At 70.1% G+C, this 21,364-nt stretch carries 15 protein-coding genes; 1 reads left to right on the top strand and 14 read right to left on the bottom strand.

Going from position 1 to position 21,364, the window contains the following annotated elements; translation table 11 throughout:
* Window positions 1–63 precede the first annotated feature (63 nt).
* The 14 genes from IEZ11_RS05670 to IEZ11_RS05605 form a co-directional block, all read right to left on the bottom strand.
* On the bottom strand, window positions 64–882 hold the full coding sequence (locus tag IEZ11_RS05670; RefSeq protein WP_189261456.1) for a S1 RNA-binding domain-containing protein: 819 nt from the start codon (window positions 880–882) through the stop codon (window positions 64–66).
* A gap of 379 nt (window positions 883–1,261) precedes the next feature.
* Window positions 1,262–1,849, bottom strand: a complete 588-nt coding sequence (locus IEZ11_RS05665; RefSeq protein ID WP_189261455.1) for a hypothetical protein — start codon at window positions 1,847–1,849, stop codon at window positions 1,262–1,264.
* A 243-nt stretch (window positions 1,850–2,092) separates the two neighbouring features.
* The gene (locus IEZ11_RS05660; RefSeq protein WP_189261454.1) at window positions 2,093–4,066 is read right to left on the bottom strand and encodes a TIGR03960 family B12-binding radical SAM protein; all 1,974 of its coding nucleotides are present in this window, start codon (window positions 4,064–4,066) and stop codon (window positions 2,093–2,095) included.
* Between the two features lie 156 nt (window positions 4,067–4,222).
* A complete protein-coding gene (locus tag IEZ11_RS05655; RefSeq protein WP_189261453.1) occupies window positions 4,223–5,725 on the bottom strand; it encodes a CYTH and CHAD domain-containing protein in 1,503 nt (500 codons plus the stop codon).
* A gap of 150 nt (window positions 5,726–5,875) precedes the next feature.
* A complete protein-coding gene (gene rodA / locus IEZ11_RS05650) occupies window positions 5,876–7,075 on the bottom strand; it encodes a rod shape-determining protein RodA (protein ID WP_189261452.1) in 1,200 nt (399 codons plus the stop codon).
* Complete coding sequence (gene mrdA, locus IEZ11_RS05645) at window positions 7,072–9,321, bottom strand: penicillin-binding protein 2 (protein WP_189261451.1); 2,250 nt, start codon at window positions 9,319–9,321, stop codon at window positions 7,072–7,074. The genes rodA and mrdA overlap by 4 nt, the downstream gene beginning before the upstream one ends.
* Window positions 9,322–9,436: 115 nt before the next feature.
* Complete coding sequence (gene mreD / locus IEZ11_RS05640) at window positions 9,437–10,111, bottom strand: rod shape-determining protein MreD (RefSeq protein WP_189261450.1); 675 nt, start codon at window positions 10,109–10,111, stop codon at window positions 9,437–9,439.
* A 15-nt stretch (window positions 10,112–10,126) separates the two neighbouring features.
* Window positions 10,127–11,086 carry a rod shape-determining protein MreC gene (mreC, locus tag IEZ11_RS05635; protein ID WP_189261449.1) on the bottom strand — a complete coding sequence of 320 codons (960 nt, stop codon included), beginning with the start codon at window positions 11,084–11,086 and terminating at the stop codon, window positions 10,127–10,129.
* A 164-nt stretch (window positions 11,087–11,250) separates the two neighbouring features.
* Window positions 11,251–12,270 (bottom strand): rod shape-determining protein, encoded by a 1,020-nt coding sequence (locus IEZ11_RS05630; RefSeq protein ID WP_046734341.1) that lies wholly within the window; start codon window positions 12,268–12,270, stop codon window positions 11,251–11,253.
* A gap of 327 nt (window positions 12,271–12,597) precedes the next feature.
* Entirely contained in the window at window positions 12,598–13,011 is a 414-nt protein-coding gene (ndk, locus tag IEZ11_RS05625) for a nucleoside-diphosphate kinase (RefSeq protein WP_189261448.1), read from the bottom strand.
* Between the two features lie 66 nt (window positions 13,012–13,077).
* Entirely contained in the window at window positions 13,078–13,437 is a 360-nt protein-coding gene (locus tag IEZ11_RS05620) for a DUF4233 domain-containing protein (protein WP_189261447.1), read from the bottom strand.
* A 2-nt stretch (window positions 13,438–13,439) separates the two neighbouring features.
* Window positions 13,440–14,948, bottom strand: a complete 1,509-nt coding sequence (gene folC / locus IEZ11_RS05615; protein ID WP_373294845.1) for a bifunctional tetrahydrofolate synthase/dihydrofolate synthase — start codon at window positions 14,946–14,948, stop codon at window positions 13,440–13,442.
* 18 nt (window positions 14,949–14,966) lie between these two features.
* Window positions 14,967–17,447 carry a SpoIIE family protein phosphatase gene (locus IEZ11_RS05610; RefSeq protein ID WP_189261445.1) on the bottom strand — a complete coding sequence of 827 codons (2,481 nt, stop codon included), beginning with the start codon at window positions 17,445–17,447 and terminating at the stop codon, window positions 14,967–14,969.
* Between the two features lie 142 nt (window positions 17,448–17,589).
* A complete protein-coding gene (locus tag IEZ11_RS05605; RefSeq protein WP_189261444.1) occupies window positions 17,590–20,220 on the bottom strand; it encodes a valine--tRNA ligase in 2,631 nt (876 codons plus the stop codon).
* A 137-nt stretch (window positions 20,221–20,357) separates the two neighbouring features.
* Here IEZ11_RS05605 and IEZ11_RS05600 point away from each other — a divergent pair, with 137 nt between their 5' ends.
* On the top strand, window positions 20,358–21,305 hold the full coding sequence (locus tag IEZ11_RS05600) for a hypothetical protein (protein ID WP_189261443.1): 948 nt from the start codon (window positions 20,358–20,360) through the stop codon (window positions 21,303–21,305).
* Window positions 21,306–21,364: the final 59 nt, after the last annotated feature.

Below are 21,364 nucleotides of genomic sequence, written 5' to 3'. Positions count from 1 at the left end.
TTGCCCGTCGGGACGACCTGGATGTGGGTGTCCATGGCCGGGCATGGTCCGAACCGCCACCGCTCAGGCTTGCCGCCGGGACAGTGACAGCCGGCGCCGCTGACGGTCGACGTCCACGACGACGACCGTCAGCTCATCGCCGACCCGTACGACGTCCTCCGGCGCGGCCACGGGCACCGAGCTCAGCTCGGACAGATGCACGAGGCCCTCAATGCCATCGGCGACCTCCACGAAGACACCGAACGGGACCAGTTTCGTCACCCGCCCACTCAGCTTCTGTCCCGCCACGATGCCGTCGACGAACGCCAGGAAGGGGTCCGGCTGCATCGCCCGCAGGGACAGCCGGGCCTCCCCGTTCCAGGTGTCGAACTGCAAGAACTCGCACGACACCCGCTGCCCGACCTCGACGACGTCGGAAGCGGCCTCGAAATGACGCCAGGACAGCTCGGGATACGTGATGAAGCCGACGCCGGGATACACCGGATGCTCAGGTCCCTCATCCAGCGCCACGAAGACCCCGAACGACTCGATCGCCGCCACCGTGCCGGTCAAGCGCTCACCAGGACGAAGCCCCTTGAGGAACGCCCAGAGCTCCGGGTTCTCCATGGCCGCCATCGACAGTCGCACCCCGCCCTCGTCCACATCCACCGCCATCACCTCGCCGGCGACCCTCTGTCCGACCACAGCGACGTCGGCGAAGCGCCGGCACCACCAGGAACCGTCCAACGGCCCCACCGTCCCCAGCGGCCGGGCGGTGAAGCCGTCCAGGACCACCGACATCCCAGACCGGGAAACCGCTGCGACCGTCCCGCGGCAGACGTCCCCGACACCGATCGCCGCCAGAAAACTGCGGACGTCCCCTCCAGCCGACGCATCCCCCATACCCCGAAGGCTCTCACGGAGGGCCGCTAAACCCACTCCACCTCGGACTCTATGACTGCGCTGCTCCCCAGCACGGGCAGAGGCGTACGGGAGGAGGTCAACGGCGCTTGTGGACGCGGACGTCGAGCACCCGCCGTGACCATCAGCGCAGCCACCTCCTCCTCGCTCGCCCCCGCCAACGCCTCAACCACCCGATCGAGCGCCTCGCCCACCTCAGTGCGTGTGGCCGCTCGAAGACGGCGCCTGAGCTGCGTTCTTGACCGTCAGGGGCAGCAACTTCGCGCCGCTGTTGCTTACTTGTGGCCAAATGTCCATCTGCGGGCGCGGCACTAGGGAGATCCACCGATGTGGGAGTTCATCCATTGCCGAGCATGTGCGTTCACCAGCAACGCGACCATGCACTTGGAGGGAGGAAGTGGGGAAGGTCGTCCACCGCTTCAGCAGGGATGAAGACCGGCCGTGTGAGCAGGTGGTCGCCCGCCCGCTGCACGTCGATCACGACGCCCAGGGTGTTGGAGCCGGGTACGCCTGCGTCCATGTAGCTGAGCTCCGTGTAGGGCTCGCGGGCCTCGGCTCGGTCAGTCATCCACTGCTCCAACACCGAGGGCACACGGCCGACCACAGCCATGCCGTCGGCGAAGACCTGAGGCCCGCGCAGAGCGTCCACCACAACGCCGGCGAGTCGCTCCTGCCGGTAATAGAGCCTCAGGCCGAACTCCGGGTAGGCGCCTTCCTTGACTCCGGAGACCGTCTCGCTCGTAGACCGGCTACGCGTGTGCCGTTGAGGTTCCGCCGTGACGTCGCTCAGAGCCTCCGAAACCTCGTCGGGGCTCATGGCAAAGCTCAGTGGGCCCACGCTCACGAACGGATCGAGAGTCCACTGCTGCCGCGCGTTGTCAGGCAGAACGTCCCACCACTTGAACATGGCCACGAAGGTTACGGCAGCTTGATCGAACACCTCACCCACGGCCGGTGGACCACAGGCGCCAGATCCGCCGGACAGGCCCTAAGCCCCTTCCAGGCTCAGACCCACTCCACCTCTGAATGGATCCTCGTAGAGCCCCCAGGGGGCGGCAGAGGCGTTCTCGGCGCATGCTGTACGGATCTCTGCCGCCTGCCCTGAGCGCCGAGCGCGTTCAGCACAGCCGCTCGGTCTTCCTCACTGCTGTCCGCCAAGGCGTCAGCAATCCGCCGCAACGCCTCACTCACGTCAGTGAGCGTGTCCGCTGGCCGGAGCATCCTTCTTGACCGTCAGAGGCAGCAACTTCTTCCCGCTGTTACTTACTTGTGGCCAAGTATCCATCTGCGGGCACACCCCGCAGTCGAAGCAGGGTGTCCAGCGGCAGTCCTCGACCTCGGTCTCGTCGAGGGCGTCCTGCCAGTCCTCCCAGAGCCAGTCCTTGTCGAGGCCGGAGTCGAGGTGGTCCCAGGGGAGGACCTCCTCGTAGGTGCGCTCGCGGGTGGTGTACCAGTCGACGTCCACGCCGAAGGGGGCCAGGGCCTTGTCGGCGCAGGCCATCCAGCGGTCGTAGGAGAAGTGCTCGCGCCAGCCGTCGAAGCGGCCGCCGTCCTCGTAGACGGCGCGGATGACGGCGCCGATACGGCGGTCGCCGCGGGAGAGGAGGCCCTCGACGATGCCGGGCTTGCCGTCGTGGTAGCGGAAGCCGATCGAGCGGCCGTACTTCTTGTCGCCGCGGATCTTGTCCCGGAGCTTTTCGAGGCGGGCGTCCGTCTCCTCGGCGGAGAGCTGCGGGGCCCACTGGAAGGGGGTGTGGGGCTTGGGGACGAAGCCGCCGATGGAGACCGTGCAGCGGATGTCGTTGGAGCGGGAGACCTCGCGGCCCTTGGCGATGACCTTCGTCGCCATGTCGGCGATCTGGAGGACGTCGTCGTCGGTCTCGGTGGGCAGGCCGCACATGAAGTACAGCTTCACCTGGCGCCAGCCGTTGCCGTAGGCCGTCGAGACGGTACGGATCAGGTCGTCCTCCGAGACCATCTTGTTGATGACCTTGCGGATGCGTTCCGAGCCGCCCTCGGGGGCGAAGGTCAGGCCGGAGCGGCGGCCGTTGCGCGTCAGTTCGTTCGCCAGGTCGATGTTGAAGGCGTCGACGCGGGTGGAGGGCAGGGAGAGGCCGATCTTGTCCTCGGTGTAGCGGTCGGCCAGGCCCTTGGCGATGTCGCCGATCTCCGAGTGGTCGGCGGAGGAGAGGGACAGGAGGCCCACCTCCTCGAAGCCGGTCGCCTTGAGGCCCTTGTCGACCATCTCGCCGATGCCGGTGATCGAGCGCTCACGGACCGGGCGGGTGATCATGCCGGCCTGGCAGAAACGGCAGCCGCGCGTGCAGCCGCGGAAGATCTCGACCGACATGCGTTCGTGGACCGTCTCGGCCAGCGGGACCAGCGGCTGCTTGGGGTAGGGCCACTCGTCCAGGTCCATGACCGTGTGCTTGGAGATGCGCCACGGGACGCCCGACCTGTTGGGGACCACGCGGGCGATCCGGCCGTCGGGGAGGTACTCGACGTCGTAGAACGCCGGGATGTAGACGGAGCCGGTCTTCGCCAGGCGGAGCAGGACCTCCTCGCGGCCGCCGGGGCGGCCCTCCGCCTTCCACTCGCGGATGATCCGCGTCATGTCGAGGACGGCCTGCTCGCCGTCGCCGATGATCGCCGCGTCGATGAAGTCCGCGATCGGCTCGGGGTTGAAGGCCGCGTGGCCGCCGGCGAGGACGATCGGGTGGTCGAGCGTGCGGTCCCTGGACTCCAGGGGGATGCCGGCCAGGTCCAGGGCCGTGAGCATGTTCGTGTAGCCCAGCTCCGTGGAGAAGGAGAGGCCGAACACGTCGAAGGCCTGCACGGGGCGGTGGCTGTCCACCGTGAACTGGGGGACACCGTGCTCACGCATCAGCGCCTCCAGGTCCGGCCACACGCTGTACGTGCGCTCGGCGAGGACGCCCTGCTGCTCGTTGAGCACCTCGTAGAGGATCATGACGCCCTGGTTGGGCAGTCCGACCTCGTACGCGTCCGGGTACATGAGCGCCCAGCGGACGTCGCAGGTCTCCCACGGCTTGACCGTGGAGTTGAGCTCTCCGCCGACGTACTGGATCGGCTTCTGCACATGCGGGAGCAGAGCTTCGAGCTGCGGGAACACAGACTCGGCGACCTGAGAGGCGGCTTCGGCAGGCATCTCGCGGACCTTTGTGAGGTGGCTGGGGGCGACTCCCCGGCGTGAGGCCGGGGCGGCTTCCCGGCCGGTGACCGGGGGGTGTGGCTTCCCGGCCGGTGACCGGGAAGGGTGGCCATCTAGCCTAACCCGGTCGGCGGACTCCCCCGTACGTCCGGATCACACCGGCGCCCCGGCCCTGATCCTCTTCCAGGCATGCGGCGCCCCGGCCTCCACGGCCGCCGCCCGCTGTTCCTCGCGGCCGTACAGCAGCCCGTAGGTGAACGTGCTCTCCGCCGCCGCGTGGGCCACCGCGGACAGTTCGCGCAGGGTCTCGCGGGCCATCACGCTGTCCTGGTGCTCGCCGAGCATGCTCTGGAGCGACTTCATGGACTTCAGCAGGGTCTTCGCCGGTCTGCCGAGTGCGGGGCGGGCCGCCTCGGCGGCGTAGCGGGTGCGCTTGGCCTTCTTGCGGGCCTCGTGCAGGCCGAGGTCGCGGTCGTGGCCGGGGGGCTGTGCCATGGCGGTCTCGATCAGGTCGGTGACCTTGGCGAAGTCCCTCCGCACGGCCTTGCCGAGGATATCCTCGGGGTCGCCGGCGGCCGCCTTCAGCAGCGGCGGTCCCGCGGCCAGGGCGTCCAGGGTGTCCAGGAGTGCCAGGTAGCGCTCGGAGTCCAGGACGCCGAGGAGCCTGCTGCGGGAGCCGCGTTCGCCCGCCTCGGCCCACCGGTGCAGGCGGTCGTGGACGGGGCCGTCGACGAGCGCGGGGGGTACGTCGGCGAGGTCCGCCAGCAGGCGGTCGGCCAGGACCTCCTGGTCGCGGCCCAGGCCCAGTTCCCCGGCGAGCCACTTCAGCTCGTCGGCGACCGGGTCGGTGACCTCGCGGTCCAGGACCTTGCCGAAGGTGCGGAAGGTGCTGCGCAGCCGGCGGGTGGCGACCCGCATGTCGTGCACGCCCTCCTCGGTGTCCAGACGGACGGCCGGGTCGAGCGCGACGATCGCGTCGCGCTGGGCGCGGACGTAGGCCATGACGTGGTCACCGGCCGTGACCGGTGCGGCGGAGCCGGTGGGGAGGCGTGGCTTGCCGCCCTTGGTCTCGGCGAGGGCGCGGGCCAGTTTGGACGCGGACTTCGAGGGGCGTACGCCCGCCTTGCCCAACCGTTTCTCCACCTGGTCGAGGAAGGCGGGGTCGCCACCGTCGGCGAGTTCCACCTCGATCTCGGTCCACTGTGCTCTGCCCTTGCCGCCGAAGAGCCGGTCGGCGCGGACGCGGTCCACGCTCACCTCGGCGAGCAGGGTGCCGTCGGCGTCGACGAGGTGGCGGACGTCGCGGGTGGTGCGCAGCCGGACCACCGGGACCAGCCGGCCCTCGCGGACCCGGGAGCGGGCGAGGGCGGCGAGTTCGTCGGGGAGCGTGTCGGAGAGGGGGGCGTGGATCTCGTCCCGGACGCCGGGGGCGACGGGGAGTTTGAGGTGCCAGCCCGCGTCGCTGCCTCCGCTGCGGTGCCGCAGGGTGACTCTGGCCGAGGCCAGGCGCAGGTCGGAGGTGTCGTGGTAGGTCGCGTCGAGTTCGGCGGTGCCCTTGTCCACGACGTTCGCCACCCCGGCGACGCCGGTCAGATCGGGCAGGCCACTCTCGTCGGATTCGTACTTGCGCTCGATTTCACGCTTCGCATCCGCCATGAACCGAATCTAATGGCCCGGACGTCGCGGGGGCCAGCGGCCGAAGCGGGTGAATCAGCGGGAAATCCGCGGGAAAGCGGCGGGAAAAACGGAGCAGGCGACAGGTGAACACACAGCGAACGACGTGTGTTCACCTGTCCGCCGCCCCGGCTACGCCGACATCGGGCGCTGCACCCTGATCGACTGGAGCAGGCCCACCGCCACCCACACCGCGAACATCGATGAACCGCCGTACGACACGAACGGCAGGGGCAGACCGGTGACCGGCATGATGCCGAGGGTCATGCCGATGTTCTCGAACGCCTGGAACGCGAACCACGCCACGATCCCCGCCGCGACGATCGTGCCGTACAGCTCGGTCGTCTCGCGGGCGATCCGGCAGGCGCGCCACAGGACGACGCCGAGGAGCAGGATGATCAGGCCCGCGCCGACGAAGCCCAGCTCCTCGCCCGCGACCGTGAAGACGAAGTCGGTCTGCTGCTCGGGGACGAACTGGCCGGTGGTCTGCGAGCCGTGGAACAGGCCCGCGCCGGTCAGGCCGCCGGAGCCGATCGCGATGCGGGCCTGGTTGGTGTTGTACCCGACGCCGGAGGGGTCGAGGTCGGGGTTGGCGAAGGCCGCGAAGCGGTTGATCTGGTACTCGTCCAGGATGTGCAGCTGCCAGACCGCGATCGCGCCCAGCAGGCCCGCGCCGAGCAGGCCGAAGATCCAGCGGTTGGAGGCGCCGGAGGCGAGCAGCACGCCGAGGATGATGGTCACCATGACCAGGACCGTGCCGAGGTCGGGCATGAGCAGCACGATCAGGATCGGGACCGCGGCCAGGCCCAGGGACTGCAGGACGGTGCGGTGGTCGGGGTACTTCTTGTCACCGGCGTCGACCCGCGCCGCCAGTATCATCGCCATGCCCAGGATGATCGTGATCTTCACGAACTCGGCGGGCTGCAGCGAGAAGCCGCCGCCGAAGACGATCCAGTTGCGGCTGCCGTTGATGGTGGCGCCCAGCGGGGTGAGCACCGCGAGGATGCCGAGGACCGAGAGGCCGTAGAGGATCGGTACGGCGTTGCGCAGCTGGCGGTGGCCGACCCAGATCGTGCCGATCATCAGGGCGAGTCCGATGCCGGTGTTCATCAGGTGCCGGATCAGGAAGTAGTACTGGTCGCCCTGGTTGATCTCGGTGCGGTTGCGGGTCGCGGAGAACACCAGCAGCGAGCCGAGCAGGGACAGGGCCAGGGCGGCCAGCAGCATCGGCCAGTCCAGGCGGCGGGCCAGCGAGTCCCGGGCGAGGACCCGGGTCCAGCCGGCCCGCGCCGGGCCGTAGCCGGAGACGGAGAAGCTGTTGGCGCCGGTCATGTGAGCATCCTCCGGCTTCCCCTCTTCCGTGGCCGCCTGCGGGTGTTGCTGTTGCCGGTGGACGATGAGGGCGCGGTGGCCGGCGTCTGCTGGCCGTCGTCGGTCTTGTCGCTCTGCTGCGAGACGCGGAAGTCCTTCGCCGGGTCCTTGGAGATCTTCGGGGCGGCGATGGTGCCGTCCGTGCGGACCTTCGGCAGGCCCTTCTGCGGGGTGTAGAGCAGCGCCTTCGACTTGTCGACGGAGCCGTCGGACTGGACGCCGTACAGCGCGTTGTAGATGTTGTGGACCGCCTCACCGGAGGCACCGGAACCGGTACCGGCCTGGGCGATGGTCATGATGACCGTGTAGTCCTTGGTGTAGGTGGCGAGCCACGACGTGGTCTGCTTGCCGTAGACCTCGGCGGTACCGGTCTTGCCGTGCAGGGCGATCTTGTCCTGCGGCCAGCCGCCGAACTTCCAGGCCGCGGTACCGCGCGTGATGACGCCCGCGAAGGCGTCGTTCATGCCCTTGAGGGTGGCCTGGGTGACCGGCAGCTTGCGGATCACCTTGGGCTTGATCTCCTGGACGGTCTTGCCGTCGGCGGAGACGATCGCCTTGCCGATGGTCGGCTGGTACTCGGTGCCGCCGTTGGCCACGGCGCTGTAGATCATCGCCTCCTGTATCGGCGTGACGAGGGTGTCGCCCTGGCCGATGGAGTAGTTGATCTCGTCGCCCTCGCGCATCTTGTTGCCTTCGAGGCAGTTCTCGTACTCGATCTTCTCGACGTAGGTGCCGTCCTTCTTCCCGGACTTGCACCAGGCGTCCTTGTTGGCCTTCCAGTAGTCGAGCTTCCACTGGCGGTCGGGGATGCGGCCGGTGACCTCGTTGGGCAGGTCGATGCCGGTCTCCTTGCCGAGGCCGAACTGGTGGGCGGTCTTGAAGAAGTAGTCCTTCGGCTCGCCCTTCTTCGGGTTGATGCCGCCGTCCTTCTTCCACTCCCGGTCGGCGAGGCCGTAGAAGACGGTATCGCAGGAGACCTCCAGGGCGCGGCCCAGCGAGATGTCGCCGAAGTTCTCGCCCTCGAAGTTCTTGAAGACCTGGCCGCCCACCGAGTAGGAGCTGGTGCAGGGGTAGCCGCCGTCCCAGGCGTAGCCGGCGTTGACCGCCGCGGCCGTGGAGACCACCTTGAACGTCGAACCGGGGGCCGCCTGACCCTGTATGGCCCTGTTGAGCAGCGGGTAGTCGGAGTTCTTGCCGGTCAGGGCCTGGTAGTCCTTGGCGGAGATGCCGCCGACCCAGACGTTCGGGTCGTAGGTCGGGGCGGAGGCCATGGCGACGACCCGGCCGGTCTTGGCCTCCATCACGACGACGGCGCCGGAGTCGGCCTTGTAGTTCTCGTGGGTGATGCTGTCGTACTGCTTGCGGGCGGCCTTCATCGCCGTGTCCAGCTCGTACTCGGCGACCCGCTGGACGCGGGAGTCGATGCTGGTGACCAGGTTGGAACCGGGTTCGGCGGCGTCGGACTTGGCCTTGCCGATGACCCGGCCGAGGTTGTCCACCTCGTAGCGGGTGACGCCGGCCTTGCCGCGCAGTTCCTTGTCGTACTCCCGCTCCAGTCCCGACCGGCCGACCTGGTCGGAGCGCAGGTAGGGGGAGGAGGTGTCCTTGGCCTGCTGGATCTCGTCGTCGGTGACCGGGGAGAGGTAGCCGAGAACCTGGGCGGTGTTGGACTTGCCGGGGCTCGCGTAGCGGCGGACGGCCTCGGGCTCGGCGGTGATGCCGGGGAAGTCCTCGGAGCGCTCGCGGATCTGCAGGGCCTGCTTGGCGGTGGCCTTGTCGGTGATCGGGATCGGCTGGTAGGGCGAGCCGTTCCAGCAGGGCTGGGGGGTCTTGGCGTCGCAGAGGCGGACCTTCTGCATGACCTCCTCGGGCTTCATCCCGAGGACGCCCGCGAGCTTGGTCAGGACCGCCTTGCCGTCGTCCTTCTGCTTGAGCAGGTCGGTGCGGGAGGCGGAGACGACCAGCCGGGTCTCGTTGTCCGCGAGGGGGACTCCGCGGGCGTCCAGGATGGAGCCGCGCACGGCGGGGTCGACGACCTGCTGGACGTGGTTGCCGGACGCTTCCTTCTGGTACTCGGCGCCCTCGCGGATCTGGAGGTACCACAGGCGTCCGCCGAGGGTGCCGAGCAGGGAGAGGACCAGGATCTGGATGACGACGAGACGGATCTGGACCCGTGGGCTCCGACCGGTCTCGGGAATGTTGGTCACTGGGCTGCCTCCCCCTCTCCCTGCACGAAGGCGCGTGCGCGTACGCATGATGAACGATCTACCTGTGAGGCCGCGTTCCGCCCCCGTGTACCCGTTCGGGTGAACTCCCCCGCGTTCACAGACGCTTGACCCCCTTGATGCGGCCGACGCGGACGTTGCGGGTGCGGGCCTTGGCCTTCAGGGCGCCGAGGCCGCTGCGCTGGCCGCCGATCCGCATCCCGGTCCCGGAGGAGATCCAGCCGGAGGAGATGTCCGCCTTGCCGCCGGAGTTGGCCTCCGTGAGCGGGTCGCCGTCGGCGCGGCGGGCCAGGGCCATGACGCCGGGGACCACGAACGGGGCGAGCAGCAGGTCGTAGAGGGCGGCCGTGATCAGCAGGCTGGTCATGCCGACGTGCCGGGCGGCGGTGTCACCGACGAGGGCGCCGACGCCCGCGTACAGCAGGGTGGAGCCGATGGCGGCGGCGACCACGACGAGCATCGGGCCGGTCGCGGACTTCAGGCGGCCGTTCTCCGGCTTGATGAGGCCGGCGAAGTAGCCGACGACGCAGAGCACCAGGGCGTAGCGGCCGGCCGCGTGGTCGGCGGGCGGGGCGAGGTCGGCGAGGAGTCCGGCGCCGAAGCCGACGAGGGCGCCGCCCACATGGCCGTAGACCATGGCGAGGCCGAGGACGGTGAGGAGCATGAGGTCGGGGACGGCGCCGGGCAGGTGCAGGCGGGCGAGGACGCTCACCTGGATCACCAGGGCGACGACGACCAGGGCGGAGGAGAGCAGGAGCCGGTTGACACGCATGAGGGGATTCAGCTCCTACCGCTGCTGGTCGTTGGTGTCGGTCCCGTTCGTGCCGGTGCTCGCGCTCGCGGACGGGGTGACCGTGACGGTCACCGTCGGGGTGGGGGTCGGCCTGGGCTTGGCCGGGAGCACCTCGTCGCGCGGGTCCTTCTTCGGTGCCTCGACGACCACGCCGACGATGTCGAGCTTGGTGAAGGACACGAACGGCGTGACGTACAGGGTGCGGGTGAGGCCGCCGTTGGACGGGTCGATGGCGGTGACCGTGCCGACCGGGACGCCGGGCACGAACGGCCTGTCGTTCTGGGAGCCGAAGGTGACGAGCCGGTCGCCCTTCTTCACCTCGGCCTGGCCGTTGAGGAGTTCGACGCGCAGCGGACGGTCGCCCTGGCCGGAGGCGAAGCCGAGTTCGTCGCTGCCCTCCATGCGGGTGCCGACGGTGAAGTCGGGGTCGTTGGCGAGCAGCACGGTGGAGGCGTCCGGGCCGACGGTGGTGACGCGGCCGACGAGACCGCTGCCGTTGAGGACGGTCATGTCGCGTTTGATGCCGTCGTTGGAGCCGACGTCGATGGTGATGGTCCAGGAGAAGCCCTGTGCCGACCCTATGGCGATGACCTGGGCGCCCTTGATGCCGTACTGGCCCTCGGCGGCGATGTTGAGCATCTTGTCGAGCTGCGCCAGGCGGCTGCGGTTGCGGTCGTTGCTGCCGAGCTTCGCCTTGAGGGCGGCGTTCTGTGTCTCCAGCCGGGCCAGCCGGTCGTGCCGTTCGCCGGAGTCGCGGACGGCGGAGACCGCGTTGCCCACCGGGTCCACGACTGTCGACATGCCGTTCTCGATCGGGCCGAAGACCGCGGCCGCGGCCTGCCGGGCGCCGTCGACCGGGGAGTTCCTGCCACCTCGGATGTCCACCGTGATCAGCGCGAACGCGATGGCGATCAGCAGCACCAGGAGCAGCCGGCTCTCTTTCGTGTCCCTCACGTGCGGCGGCCGTGCCTTCCTCAATAGGAACTGGGGAGCTTGGTTGTGTGTGTGGGGGGGGAGTTGGGGGAAGCGGAGCTCGTTTTGGGTGAGCTTATGCCTCCATATCAACGATCCGCCGCACGAGAGGAGATCATCTCGTACGGCGGAATCGAAGCGTTACGTCATCTGCGCGGCTGGGCGTCCAGGACCTGCTGGAGCGCCTCGAACTCCTCGACGCACTTGCCGGAGCCGAGCGCCACGCTGTCCAGCGGGTCCTCGGCGATGTGGATCGGCATGCCGGTCTCGCGGCGCAGCCGCTCGTCCAGACCGCGCAGCAGTGCTCCGCCGCCGGTCAGAACGATTCCCCTGTCCATGATGTCGCCGGACAGCTCCGGCGGGCACTTGTCGAGGGTGGTCTTGACGGCGTCGACGATCGCGTTGACGGGTTCCTCGATCGCCTTGCGGACCTCGGCGGCCGAGATGACCACGGTCTTCGGCAGCCCGGACACCAGGTCCCGGCCGCGGATCTCGGTGTGCTCGTCGGAGTCGAGTTCGTACGCCGAACCGATGGTGATCTTGATCTGTTCGGCGGTCCGCTCACCGAGGAGGAGGCTGTACTCCTTCTTGATGTGCTGGATGATCGCGTTGTCCAGCTCGTCGCCCGCGACACGGATGGACTGGGCGGTGACGATGCCGCCGAGCGAGATGACCGCGACCTCCGTGGTGCCGCCGCCGATGTCCACCACCATGTTGCCGGTGGCCTCGTGGACCGGCAGGCCGGAGCCGATGGCGGCGGCCATGGGCTCCTCGATGATGTGCACCTGGCGGGCCCCGGCCTGCGACGACGCCTCGATGACGGCACGGCGCTCGACGCCGGTGATGCCGGAGGGCACGCACACCACGACACGCGGACGGGCCAGGTACCGCCGCTTGTGGATCTTCAGGATGAAGTAGCGGAGCATCCGCTCGGTGATCTCGAAGTCGGCGATCACGCCGTCCTTCAGCGGACGTACGGCGACGATGTTGCCGGGCGTGCGCCCGATCATCTTCTTCGCCTCCGCGCCGACCGCCAGAATTCCACCGGTGTTCGTGTTGATCGCGACGACGGACGGCTCGTTGAGTACGATCCCGCGACCCCTGACGTACACCAGCGTGTTGGCGGTCCCGAGGTCGACAGCCATGTCACGGCCGATGAACGACATTGAGTTCCCCATCAGGATTCGTCTGGCCTTCCCGGGAGCTTTTGAGGGCATTTCAGGTCGGCGAAGTGGGTGCTGTGACGTGAAGGCTTACATCGTAGACGCGCCTGCACGAACACTGCGCGAGGGTCTTCGCCATTGTCAGCACGTGTGGGGCCGCCTCGCTTGTGGAGACGGTCCAACGGGGCCACTCGTTCCCCCGATCGGCACGCATATGCCGAGGGACGGCCGAAATCGTTCGGCCGTCCCAGGTCATGCAGCTCAATGGGCTGACACCTCGTCAAAAACTTCCACCAAAACTCCGTAGCGCCCCTCCCGGGGCCCGGAGGGCTACGCGCGGCCCGGGAAGAAGATCTTGACCTCGCGCTCGGCGGACTCCTCCGAGTCGGACGCGTGGATCAGGTTCTCGCGGACGATCACACCGAAGTCACCGCGGATGGAGCCGGGCGCGGCGGCGATCGGGTCGGTGGGGCCGGCCAGCGCGCGGACGCCCTCGATGACCCGCTCGCCCTCGACGATCAGGGCGACGGAGGGACCGGAGGCCATGAACTCGACCAGCGGCTCGTAGAACGGCTTGCCGACGTGCTCGCCGTAGTGCTGCTCCAGCGTGGCGCGCTCCAGGGTGCGCAGCTCCAGCGCGGTGATCTGCCAGCCGGCCTTGCGCTCGATGCGGCTGATGATCTCGCCGGTCAGGCCCCGACGAACGGCGTCGGGCTTGAGCAGGACGAGGGTGCGCTGGGTCACGGGAGGGCTCCTTCGCGGTACTGGGTGTGCGGTGAGGAGAGGCTACAGGGCGGGCCTGGGCGTCCGTCACGCAGCGTCAGGTGCGGCGGGGGCCTCGGACTGCGCCGCGAAGCGGGCCTTGGCCTCGTCGATCTTCCTCCCGTAGTGCACGGACGCCCACCACAGGCCGGCGAAGACCGCACCCAGGAAGTACATCGTCGGGACGAAGACCCCGGACGCGACCAGGGCGATCTGCAGGGCCCAGCCGAGGGCCACGCCGCCGGGCCGGGTGATCACCCCGCACAGGGCCACGCAGAGGACCATCGCGATACCGCTGACCAGCCAGACCGTGGCGGCGGACAGGTCGGCGTCCTTCATGGCGACCAGGGCGGCGAAGCCGATGACGAAGAACTCGCCGATCAGGGTGGAGGAACAGAGCGTACGCATGGTCAGCCCCTCCCCAGGAGCAGCCGGGCCTCGCCGACGGTGATGACGGAACCGGTGACCAGCACCGCGCCGCCCGCGAACTCGCCCTCCTCCTCGGCCAGCGTGATCGCGGCCTCCAGGGCGTCGGGCAGCCGCGGCTCGACCTGGACGCGGTCCTCGCCGAACACCTCGACGGCGATCGCGGCCAGCTCGTCCGCGTCCATCGCGCGGTGACTGGAGTTCTGGGTGACCACGACCTCGGCGAAGATCGGTTCGAAGGCCTCCAGGAGGCCCTGGACGTTCTTGTCGCCGCTGGCCCCGACCACGCCGATCAGCCGGCTGAAGTCGAAGGCCTCGGTGACGGCCTCGGCGGTGGCACGGGCCCCGGCCGGGTTGTGGGCCGCGTCGAGGACGACGGTGGGAGAGCGTCGTACGACCTCCAGCCGGCCCGGGGACGAGACGGCCGCGAAGGCCTTGCGGACCGTGTGGATGTCCAGGGGCTCGGGGCGCTGCGCGCCGACCCCGAAGAACGCCTCCACCGCGGCGAGCGCGACGGCCGCGTTGTGCGCCTGGTAGGGGCCGTGCAGGGGGAGGTAGACCTCCTCGTACTCGCCGCCCAGGCCGCGCAGGGTGAGCAGCTGGCCGCCGACGGCGACCTGGCGGGCGACGACACCGAACTCCAGGCCCTCGCGGGCGACGGTGGCGTCGACCTCGACGGCCTTCTTCAGCAGCACCTGCGCCGCGTCCACCGGCTGCTGGGCCAGGATCACGGTGGCGTCCGGCTTGATGATCCCGGACTTCTCGGCGGCGATCTCCGCGGTGGTCCCGCCCAGCCGGTCGGTGTGGTCGAGGTCGATGGGGGTGACGACGGCCACGTCCCCGTCGATGACGTTCGTGGCGTCCCAGGAGCCGCCCATGCCGACCTCGACGACGGCGACGTCCACCGGGGCGTCCGCGAAGGCCGCGTACGCCATGGCGGTGAGCACCTCGAAGAAGGAGAGCCGGTACTCCTGCCGGGAGTCGACCAGCTCGACGTACGGCTTGATGTCCTGGTACGTCTCGATGAACCGCTCGGCGGAGACCGGGGCGCCGTCGAGGCTGATGCGCTCGGTGATCGACTGCACGTGCGGGCTGGTGTAGCGGCCGGTGCGCAGGTCGAACGCGCCGAGCAGGGCCTCGACCATCCGGGCGGTGGAGGTCTTGCCGTTGGTGCCGGTGATGTGGATCGAGGGGTACGCCCGCTGCGGCTCGCCCAGCACGTCCATGAGGGCGGCGATCCTGCTGACCGACGGCTCCAGCTTGGTCTCGCCCCAGCGGGTGGCGAGCTCCGTCTCCACCTCGCGCAGGGCCCGGTCGACCTCGGGGTCCTCGGGGCGGCCCGGGACGTCGGCCTGCCGCGGGCCGCCGTCCCGGGTACGCAGGGTGCGGCTGCCGGCCTCGATCACCGCGAGATCGGGGTCGCGGTCCGTCTCGGTCTCGACGACGTCGTCGAAGCTCTCGTCGAAGCTGTCATGGGGGTCGCGCGGAGGCAGATCACTCACGGGTCCAGTCTACGGAGCCCCGCGGGCGCGTGGAGCGTCGGTCGCCGGCAGTGCCTGTTCGCACCAGATCGTCTTGCCGGCGGCGGTCTGCCGGGTCCCCCACCGCCGGGTGAGCCGGGCCACCAGCAGCAGGCCCCGGCCGCCCTCGTCGAAGATCCGGGCCCGCCGCAGGTGCGGGGCGGTGCTGCTGCCGTCGGAGACCTCGCAGATCAGCATCCTGGTGTCGCGGATGAGCCGCAGCCGGATCGGGGGGCCGCCGTAGCGGATGGCGTTCGTGACGAGTTCGCTGACCACCAGTTCGGTGGTGAACGACAGCTCGTCCAGCTTCCAGGCGCCGAGCCGGCCGGCGGTCAGGGTCCGGGCCGTGGCGACCTGCTCGGGGTCCGCGGGGACCTCCCAGGTGGCCACGTGGTCGCCGGGCAGCGCGCGGGTGCGGGCGAGCAGCAGGGTGACGTCGTCGGCGGGCTCGCCGGTGCGCAGTTCGGTCACCACCCGGTCGCAGGCCGCCTCCAGCGACTCCTGCGCCCCGGGTGCCGCCAGCGCGCGGCGGAGCCGGTCGAGGCCGTGGCTCAGGTCGAGGCTGCGGGAGTGCACCAGGCCGTTGCTGAACAGCGCGAGGGTGGCGCCCTCGGTGAGGTCCAGGTCGCTGGTCTCGAACGGCAGCCCGCCGAGTCCGAGCGGCGGGCCGGCCTCGCCGGGGGCCGTCTCCACCGCTCCCTGCGGGGTGATCACGAAGGGCAGCGGATGGCCGGCGCTGGCCAGCGAGCAGTGCCGCGAGACCGGGTCGTAGACGGCGTACAGGCAGGTCGAGCCCACCTCGGCGGCCTGTTCCCCGGCGCCGTCGTCGAGGTGCAGGACCAGGTCGTCCAGGTGGGTGAGGAGTTCGTCGGGGGGCAGGTCCACGTCCGCGAGGGTACGGACCGCGGTGCGCAGCCGGCCCATGGTGGCGGAGGCCTGGATGCCGTGGCCGACGACGTCCCCGACGACCAGGGCCACCCGGGTGCCCGACAGCTGGATCACGTCGAGCCAGTCGCCGCCGACCCCGGCCCGGGTGCCGGTGGGCAGGTAGCGGTAGGCGAAGTCGACGCTCGGGCAGTCGGGCAGGACCTGCGGCAGCAGGCTGCGCTGGAGCGCCAGCGCGGTCTCGCGCTCCCGGGTGAAGCGCCGCGCGTTGTCGATGGCGGTGGCGGACTTCGCGGCGAGTTCCTCGGCGTCGGACAGGTCGTCCTTCTCGAACGGCGGGGAGTCCCGGGTGCGCCAGAAGACGATCACCCCCATCACGACGCCCTGTGCCGACAGCGGCGCGGTGATCAGCGAGCGCATGCCGTAGTCGAGGAGCCGGTCGGTGTGCGGTGCGTCGGGAAACCTCGCTCCGCGGGCGGCGCGCAGGTCCGCGGTGAGGGCCGCGCCGCCGTCGGCGCGCCGGGGGCCCCCGGGCGGCGGGTGCACGGCGATCAGGGCACCGGCGGGGTCCAGCGGGGAGTCCTCGCGCACGCCGCCCCGGGCCACCCGCCGCAGGACGCTCTCGGCGGCCGTCGGCTCCCCGCCGCGCAGCACGGACTCCTCCAGGTCGACGGTGACGAAGTCGGCGAAGCCCGGGACGGCCACCCGCACCAGCTCGTCGGCGGTCCGCCCCACGTCGAGGGTGTTGCCGACGGCGGTACCGGCGTCGTAGAGCAGCCGCAGCCGCCGGTGGCTCTTCTGCAGCGAGCCGGCCATGGTGTTGAACGCCGTCTCCAGCTGCCCGATCTCCCGGCGCCCGGAGAGCGGCACCCGCGCGCCCAGGTCGCCGGCGGCGAGCCGGGTCGCGGCGCCGGCCATCCTGCGCACCGGCCAGACGATCACCCGGGTCACATAGGCGCCGTAGGAGATGATCAGGACGAGCGCGCCGCCGACGCCCGCGGACGCGGCGATCGTGAGCGTGCGCATCCGGCCTTCCAGCGCGCTCTCCCGCAGGCCGATCTCGATGCGCTGGTCGTGGAGGTAGCGGGAGAACTGGCTCCGGAGCGCGTCGAGCCGCCGCGTGCCCTCCAGGGTCCGTGCCGTACTGGTCGCGTCGGGGTCGCCGCGCCGGGCGGCGGCCACCAGCGGGACCGAGTAGTCGTCGACGAAGGACTGCCCGGCCCGCTGGATCTGCTGGGCGAGCCGCCGCTGGGCGGGGGACGTGCTGACGTCCACGAGCCGCCGCGCCTGCTCGGGGAAGGCCGCGCGGGCGGTCCGCCAGGGTTTGAGGAACTCGTCCTGCCGGGTGATGACGTAGCCGCGCTGGCCGCCCTCCAGGTCGAGGACGGTCCCCTGCACCACCCCGATCTGGTCGAGGGCCGGCCGGCCGCTGCGGGCGGAGAGCAGGGAGTGCCGCGCGTCCTGGATCGCCAGTATCAGCATCAGGAAGACGAGGCCCATCAGCACGGCGAGCAGGGCACCCGCGACGGCCGCCAGGGGGACCAGTCCGCCCTGCGGAGGTGTCCTCGTTCGGCCCCTGCGCTGCATGCGGGAGTTCCCTCCGCCACCAAGCCAGAACGGAACATCAAGGACATGTTCCTACTTTTGGATTGTAGGGCGGGACCCTGCGCGCAGGCGTCCGGCAGCCCCGTGGGAAGGGGCTGCCGGACGCCTGCGGGGGACGCTTCGGCTACGCCTGCGGGAGGCGGTCCAGCTGGGTCTGGATGCGGGCGATGTCCTCGTCGGCCTTGGCCAGCCGGGTGCGGATCTTGTCCACGACGTCGTCCGGGGCCTTCGCCAGGAACGCCTCGTTGCCCAGCTTCGCGGTCGCCTGGACCTTCTCCTTCTCGGCGGCCGCGAGGTCCTTCGCGAGGCGCTTGCGCTCGGCGGCGACGTCGATCGTCCCGGACAGGTCCAGGGCGACCGTGGCGCCGGACACCGGGAGGGTGGCCGTCGCCGCGAAGGCGTCGCCCTCCGGCTGGAGGCGCAGCAGCTGGCGGATGGCCGCCTCGTGCGGGGCGAGGGCCGTGCCGTCCAGCGTCAGCCGGGCGGGGACCCGCTGGCCGGGCTGGAGGCCCTGGTCGGCACGGAAGCGGCGGACCTCGGTGATGACGGACTGGAGGGTCTCGATCTCCCGCTCCGCCGCGTCGTCGCGGAAGCCGCTGTCGGCCGGCCAGTCGGCGATCACGACCGACTCGCCGCCGGTCAGCGTCGTCCACAGGGTGTCCGTGACGAACGGGACGACCGGGTGCAGGAGCCTCAGGGTGACGTCGAGGACCTCGCCGAGGACGCGCCGGGAGACCTCGGCGCCGCGGCCGCCCGCCTGGAAGGTGGTCTTGGACAGCTCGACGTACCAGTCGAAGACCTCGTCCCACGCGTAGTGGTAGAGGGCGTCCGACAGCTTGGCGAACTGGAAGTCGTCGTAGAACGCGTCGACTTCGGCGACCGTCTTGTCGAGGCGGGAGAGGATCCAGCGGTCGGTCGCCGACATCTCGGCCGGGTCCGGGAGCGGGCCCTCGACGGTCGCGCCGTTCATCAGGGCGAAGCGGGTCGCGTTCCAGATCTTGTTGGCGAAGTTCCGGGACGCCTGGACCCAGTCCTCGCCGATCGGCACGTCGGTGCCGGGGTTGGCGCCGCGGGCCAGGGTGAAGCGGACGGCGTCGGAGCCGTACTGGTTCATCCAGTCGAGCGGGTCGACGGCCGTGCCCGAGGACTTCGACATCTTCTTGCCGAACTGGTCGCGGACCAGACCGGTCAGGGCGATGGTCCTGAAGGGGACCTCGCCGTCCATGGCGTAGAGGCCGAACATCATCATCCGGGCGACCCAGAAGAAGATGATGTCGTGGCCCGTGAGCAGGACGTCGGTCGGATAGAACTTCTCGAGATCCGGGGTCTGTTCGGGCCAGCCGAGGGTCGAGAAGGGCCACAGGCCGGAGGAGAACCAGGTGTCCAGGACGTCGGGGTCCTGCTTCCAGCCCTCGGCCTCGGTGCCGGGCGGCTCCTCGTCGGGGCCGACGCAGACGACCTGGCCCTCCGGGCCGTACCAGACCGGGATCCGGTGGCCCCACCACAGCTGGCGCGAGATGCACCAGTCGTGCATGTTGTCGACCCAGTCGAAGTAGCGCTTCGACATGTCGGCGGGGTGGATGGCGACCCGGCCGTCGCGGACCGCGTCGCCCGCCGCCTGCGCCAGCGGGGCGACCTTGACCCACCACTGCATGGACAGGCGCGGCTCGATGGTGGTCTGGCAGCGCGAGCAGTGGCCGACGCTGTGGACGTACGGGCGCTTCTCGGCGACGATCCGGCCCTGCGAGCGCAGCGCCGCGACGATGGTGGAACGGGCCTCGAAGCGGTCGAGTCCCTCGAAGGGGCCGTGGACCGTGATGACGGCCCGCTCGTTCATGACCGTGATGGACTCCAGGCCGTGCCGCTGGCCGATCGCGAAGTCGTTCGGGTCGTGGGCCGGGGTGACCTTGACGGCACCCGTGCCGAACTCCGGGTCGACGTGCGTGTCCGCGACGACGGGGATCGTACGGTCCGTCAGCGGGAGCTTGATGCGCTTGCCGACCAGGTGCTTGTACCGCTCGTCGTCGGGGTGGACGGCGACCGCCGTGTCACCGAGCATCGTCTCGGCACGGGTGGTGGCGACGACCAGCGTCTCGTCGCCCTCGCCGTACTTGATGGAGACCAGCTCGCCGTCGTCCTCCTGGTACTCCACCTCGATGTCCGAGATGGCCGTCAGACAGCGGGGGCACCAGTTGATGATGCGTTCGGCGCGGTAGATCAGCTCGTCGTCGAAGAGCTTCTTGAAGATGGTCTGGACGGCCTTGGACAGGCCCTCGTCCATCGTGAAGCGCTCACGGTCCCAGTCGACGCCGTCGCCGAGGCGGCGCATCTGGCCGAGGATCTTACCGCCGTACTCCTCCTTCCACTGCCAGACGCGCTCGACGAACTCCTCGCGGCCGAGGTCGTGGCGGGACTTGCCCTCCTCGGCGAGCTGCTGCTCGACCTTGTTCTGGGTGGCGATGCCGGCGTGGTCCATGCCGGGCAGCCACAGCGACTCGAAGCCCTGCATGCGCTTGCGGCGGGTCAGCGCGTCCATCAGCGTGTGCTGGAAGGCGTGGCCCAGGTGCAGCGAGCCGGTGACGTTGGGCGGCGGGATGACGATGGTGTACGCGGGCTTGTCGCTCTTGGCGTCCGCCGCGAAGTAACCGCGCTCTACCCAGCGCTCGTACAGCGGCCCCTCTACGTCGGCCGGCGCGTACTGGGTCGGCAGTTCGGTGCTGGGCGCTGTGGGCTGCTGCTGAGCATTCTCGGTCACGGGGCCCAGTTTAGGGGTGTCCCGGCACTGTCCCGAAACGCGTTTGTTCTGTAACGGTGGGCACCCCCGCGCCATGAGTCCGCTGTGGCTGAGCCAGGATGTCAGGAACACATAAGCATCTGGAGGGGAACCCAGAGATGAGCTACAACCAGCCGGGCCCGTACGGGGGGCCGCCGCCTCAGCAGCCGGGACCGTACGGGCAGCAGTCGGGTCCCTACGGCCAGCCGCCGCAGGCGCCCCAGCCCGGCTACGGCTACCCCCAGCAGGCCCCGCAGCAGCCGGGCCCCTACGGTCAGCAGCCCCCGCAGCCGCCGCAGCCCGGTTACGGCTACCCGCCCCAGGGTGTTCCCCCGCAGCAGAACCCGTACGGCCAGCAGCCGCCGTACGGCCAGCCCCCCTACGGCGTTCCGCAGCCGCCGGCGCCGGGCGGCGGCAGGAAGAGGACGGGGCTGGTCATCGGTGCGGTGGCGGTGGTCGCCGCGGTCGCGGTCGGCGCGTACTTCGTGCTCGCCGGGAGCGGCGGCAGCGGCTCGGTGGCCGACGACGGCCCGCACAAGCTGACGGCGCCGGCCACGGTCATCGACAACACGTACAAGAAGCAGGGCAACTCGGAGTCGGGCACCCTGACCTCCTCCGACGTCAAGGACGCCGAGGCGTGGGGCATCCAGGACCCCAAGGACGTGAGCGCGAGCTACGTCCTGGGCTCGGGTCTCACCGCGAAGTCCCTGACGTTCAGCGGTGTGTACGGCACCATCGACGATCCCGAGAAGACCGTCGACGCGATGTTCGCCAAGAGCAAGGAAGAAAGCAGCAAGCAGGGCTCCGACGGCAAACTCGTCGGAGATCCGAAGACGTTCGAGCCGGCCGGTTTCGACGGCGTCATGAAGTGCCAGGAAGTCGAGTCCAAGGACAGCACCACCGGCAAGACCGTCGACATGCCGTTCTGCGTGTGGGGTGACCACAGCACGGTCGCCTACGTGTTCGCCTACGACCTCACCGCCGTCGCCACTGGAAAGGCCGGTTCGATGCAGGACACGGCCTCCCTCGCCGCCAAGCTCCGCGACGACGTGCGCGTCAGGGCCTGACAGCCAGGCCGGCGCCGGCCCCGCACGGGAACGGCCGGACCGGACACCGAAAGGGCGCC

This window comes from Streptomyces fuscichromogenes (assembly GCF_014645815.1).
Lineage (GTDB): Bacteria > Actinomycetota > Actinomycetes > Streptomycetales > Streptomycetaceae > Streptomyces > Streptomyces fuscichromogenes.
This window is presented reverse-complemented; position numbering and strand designations above follow the sequence as displayed.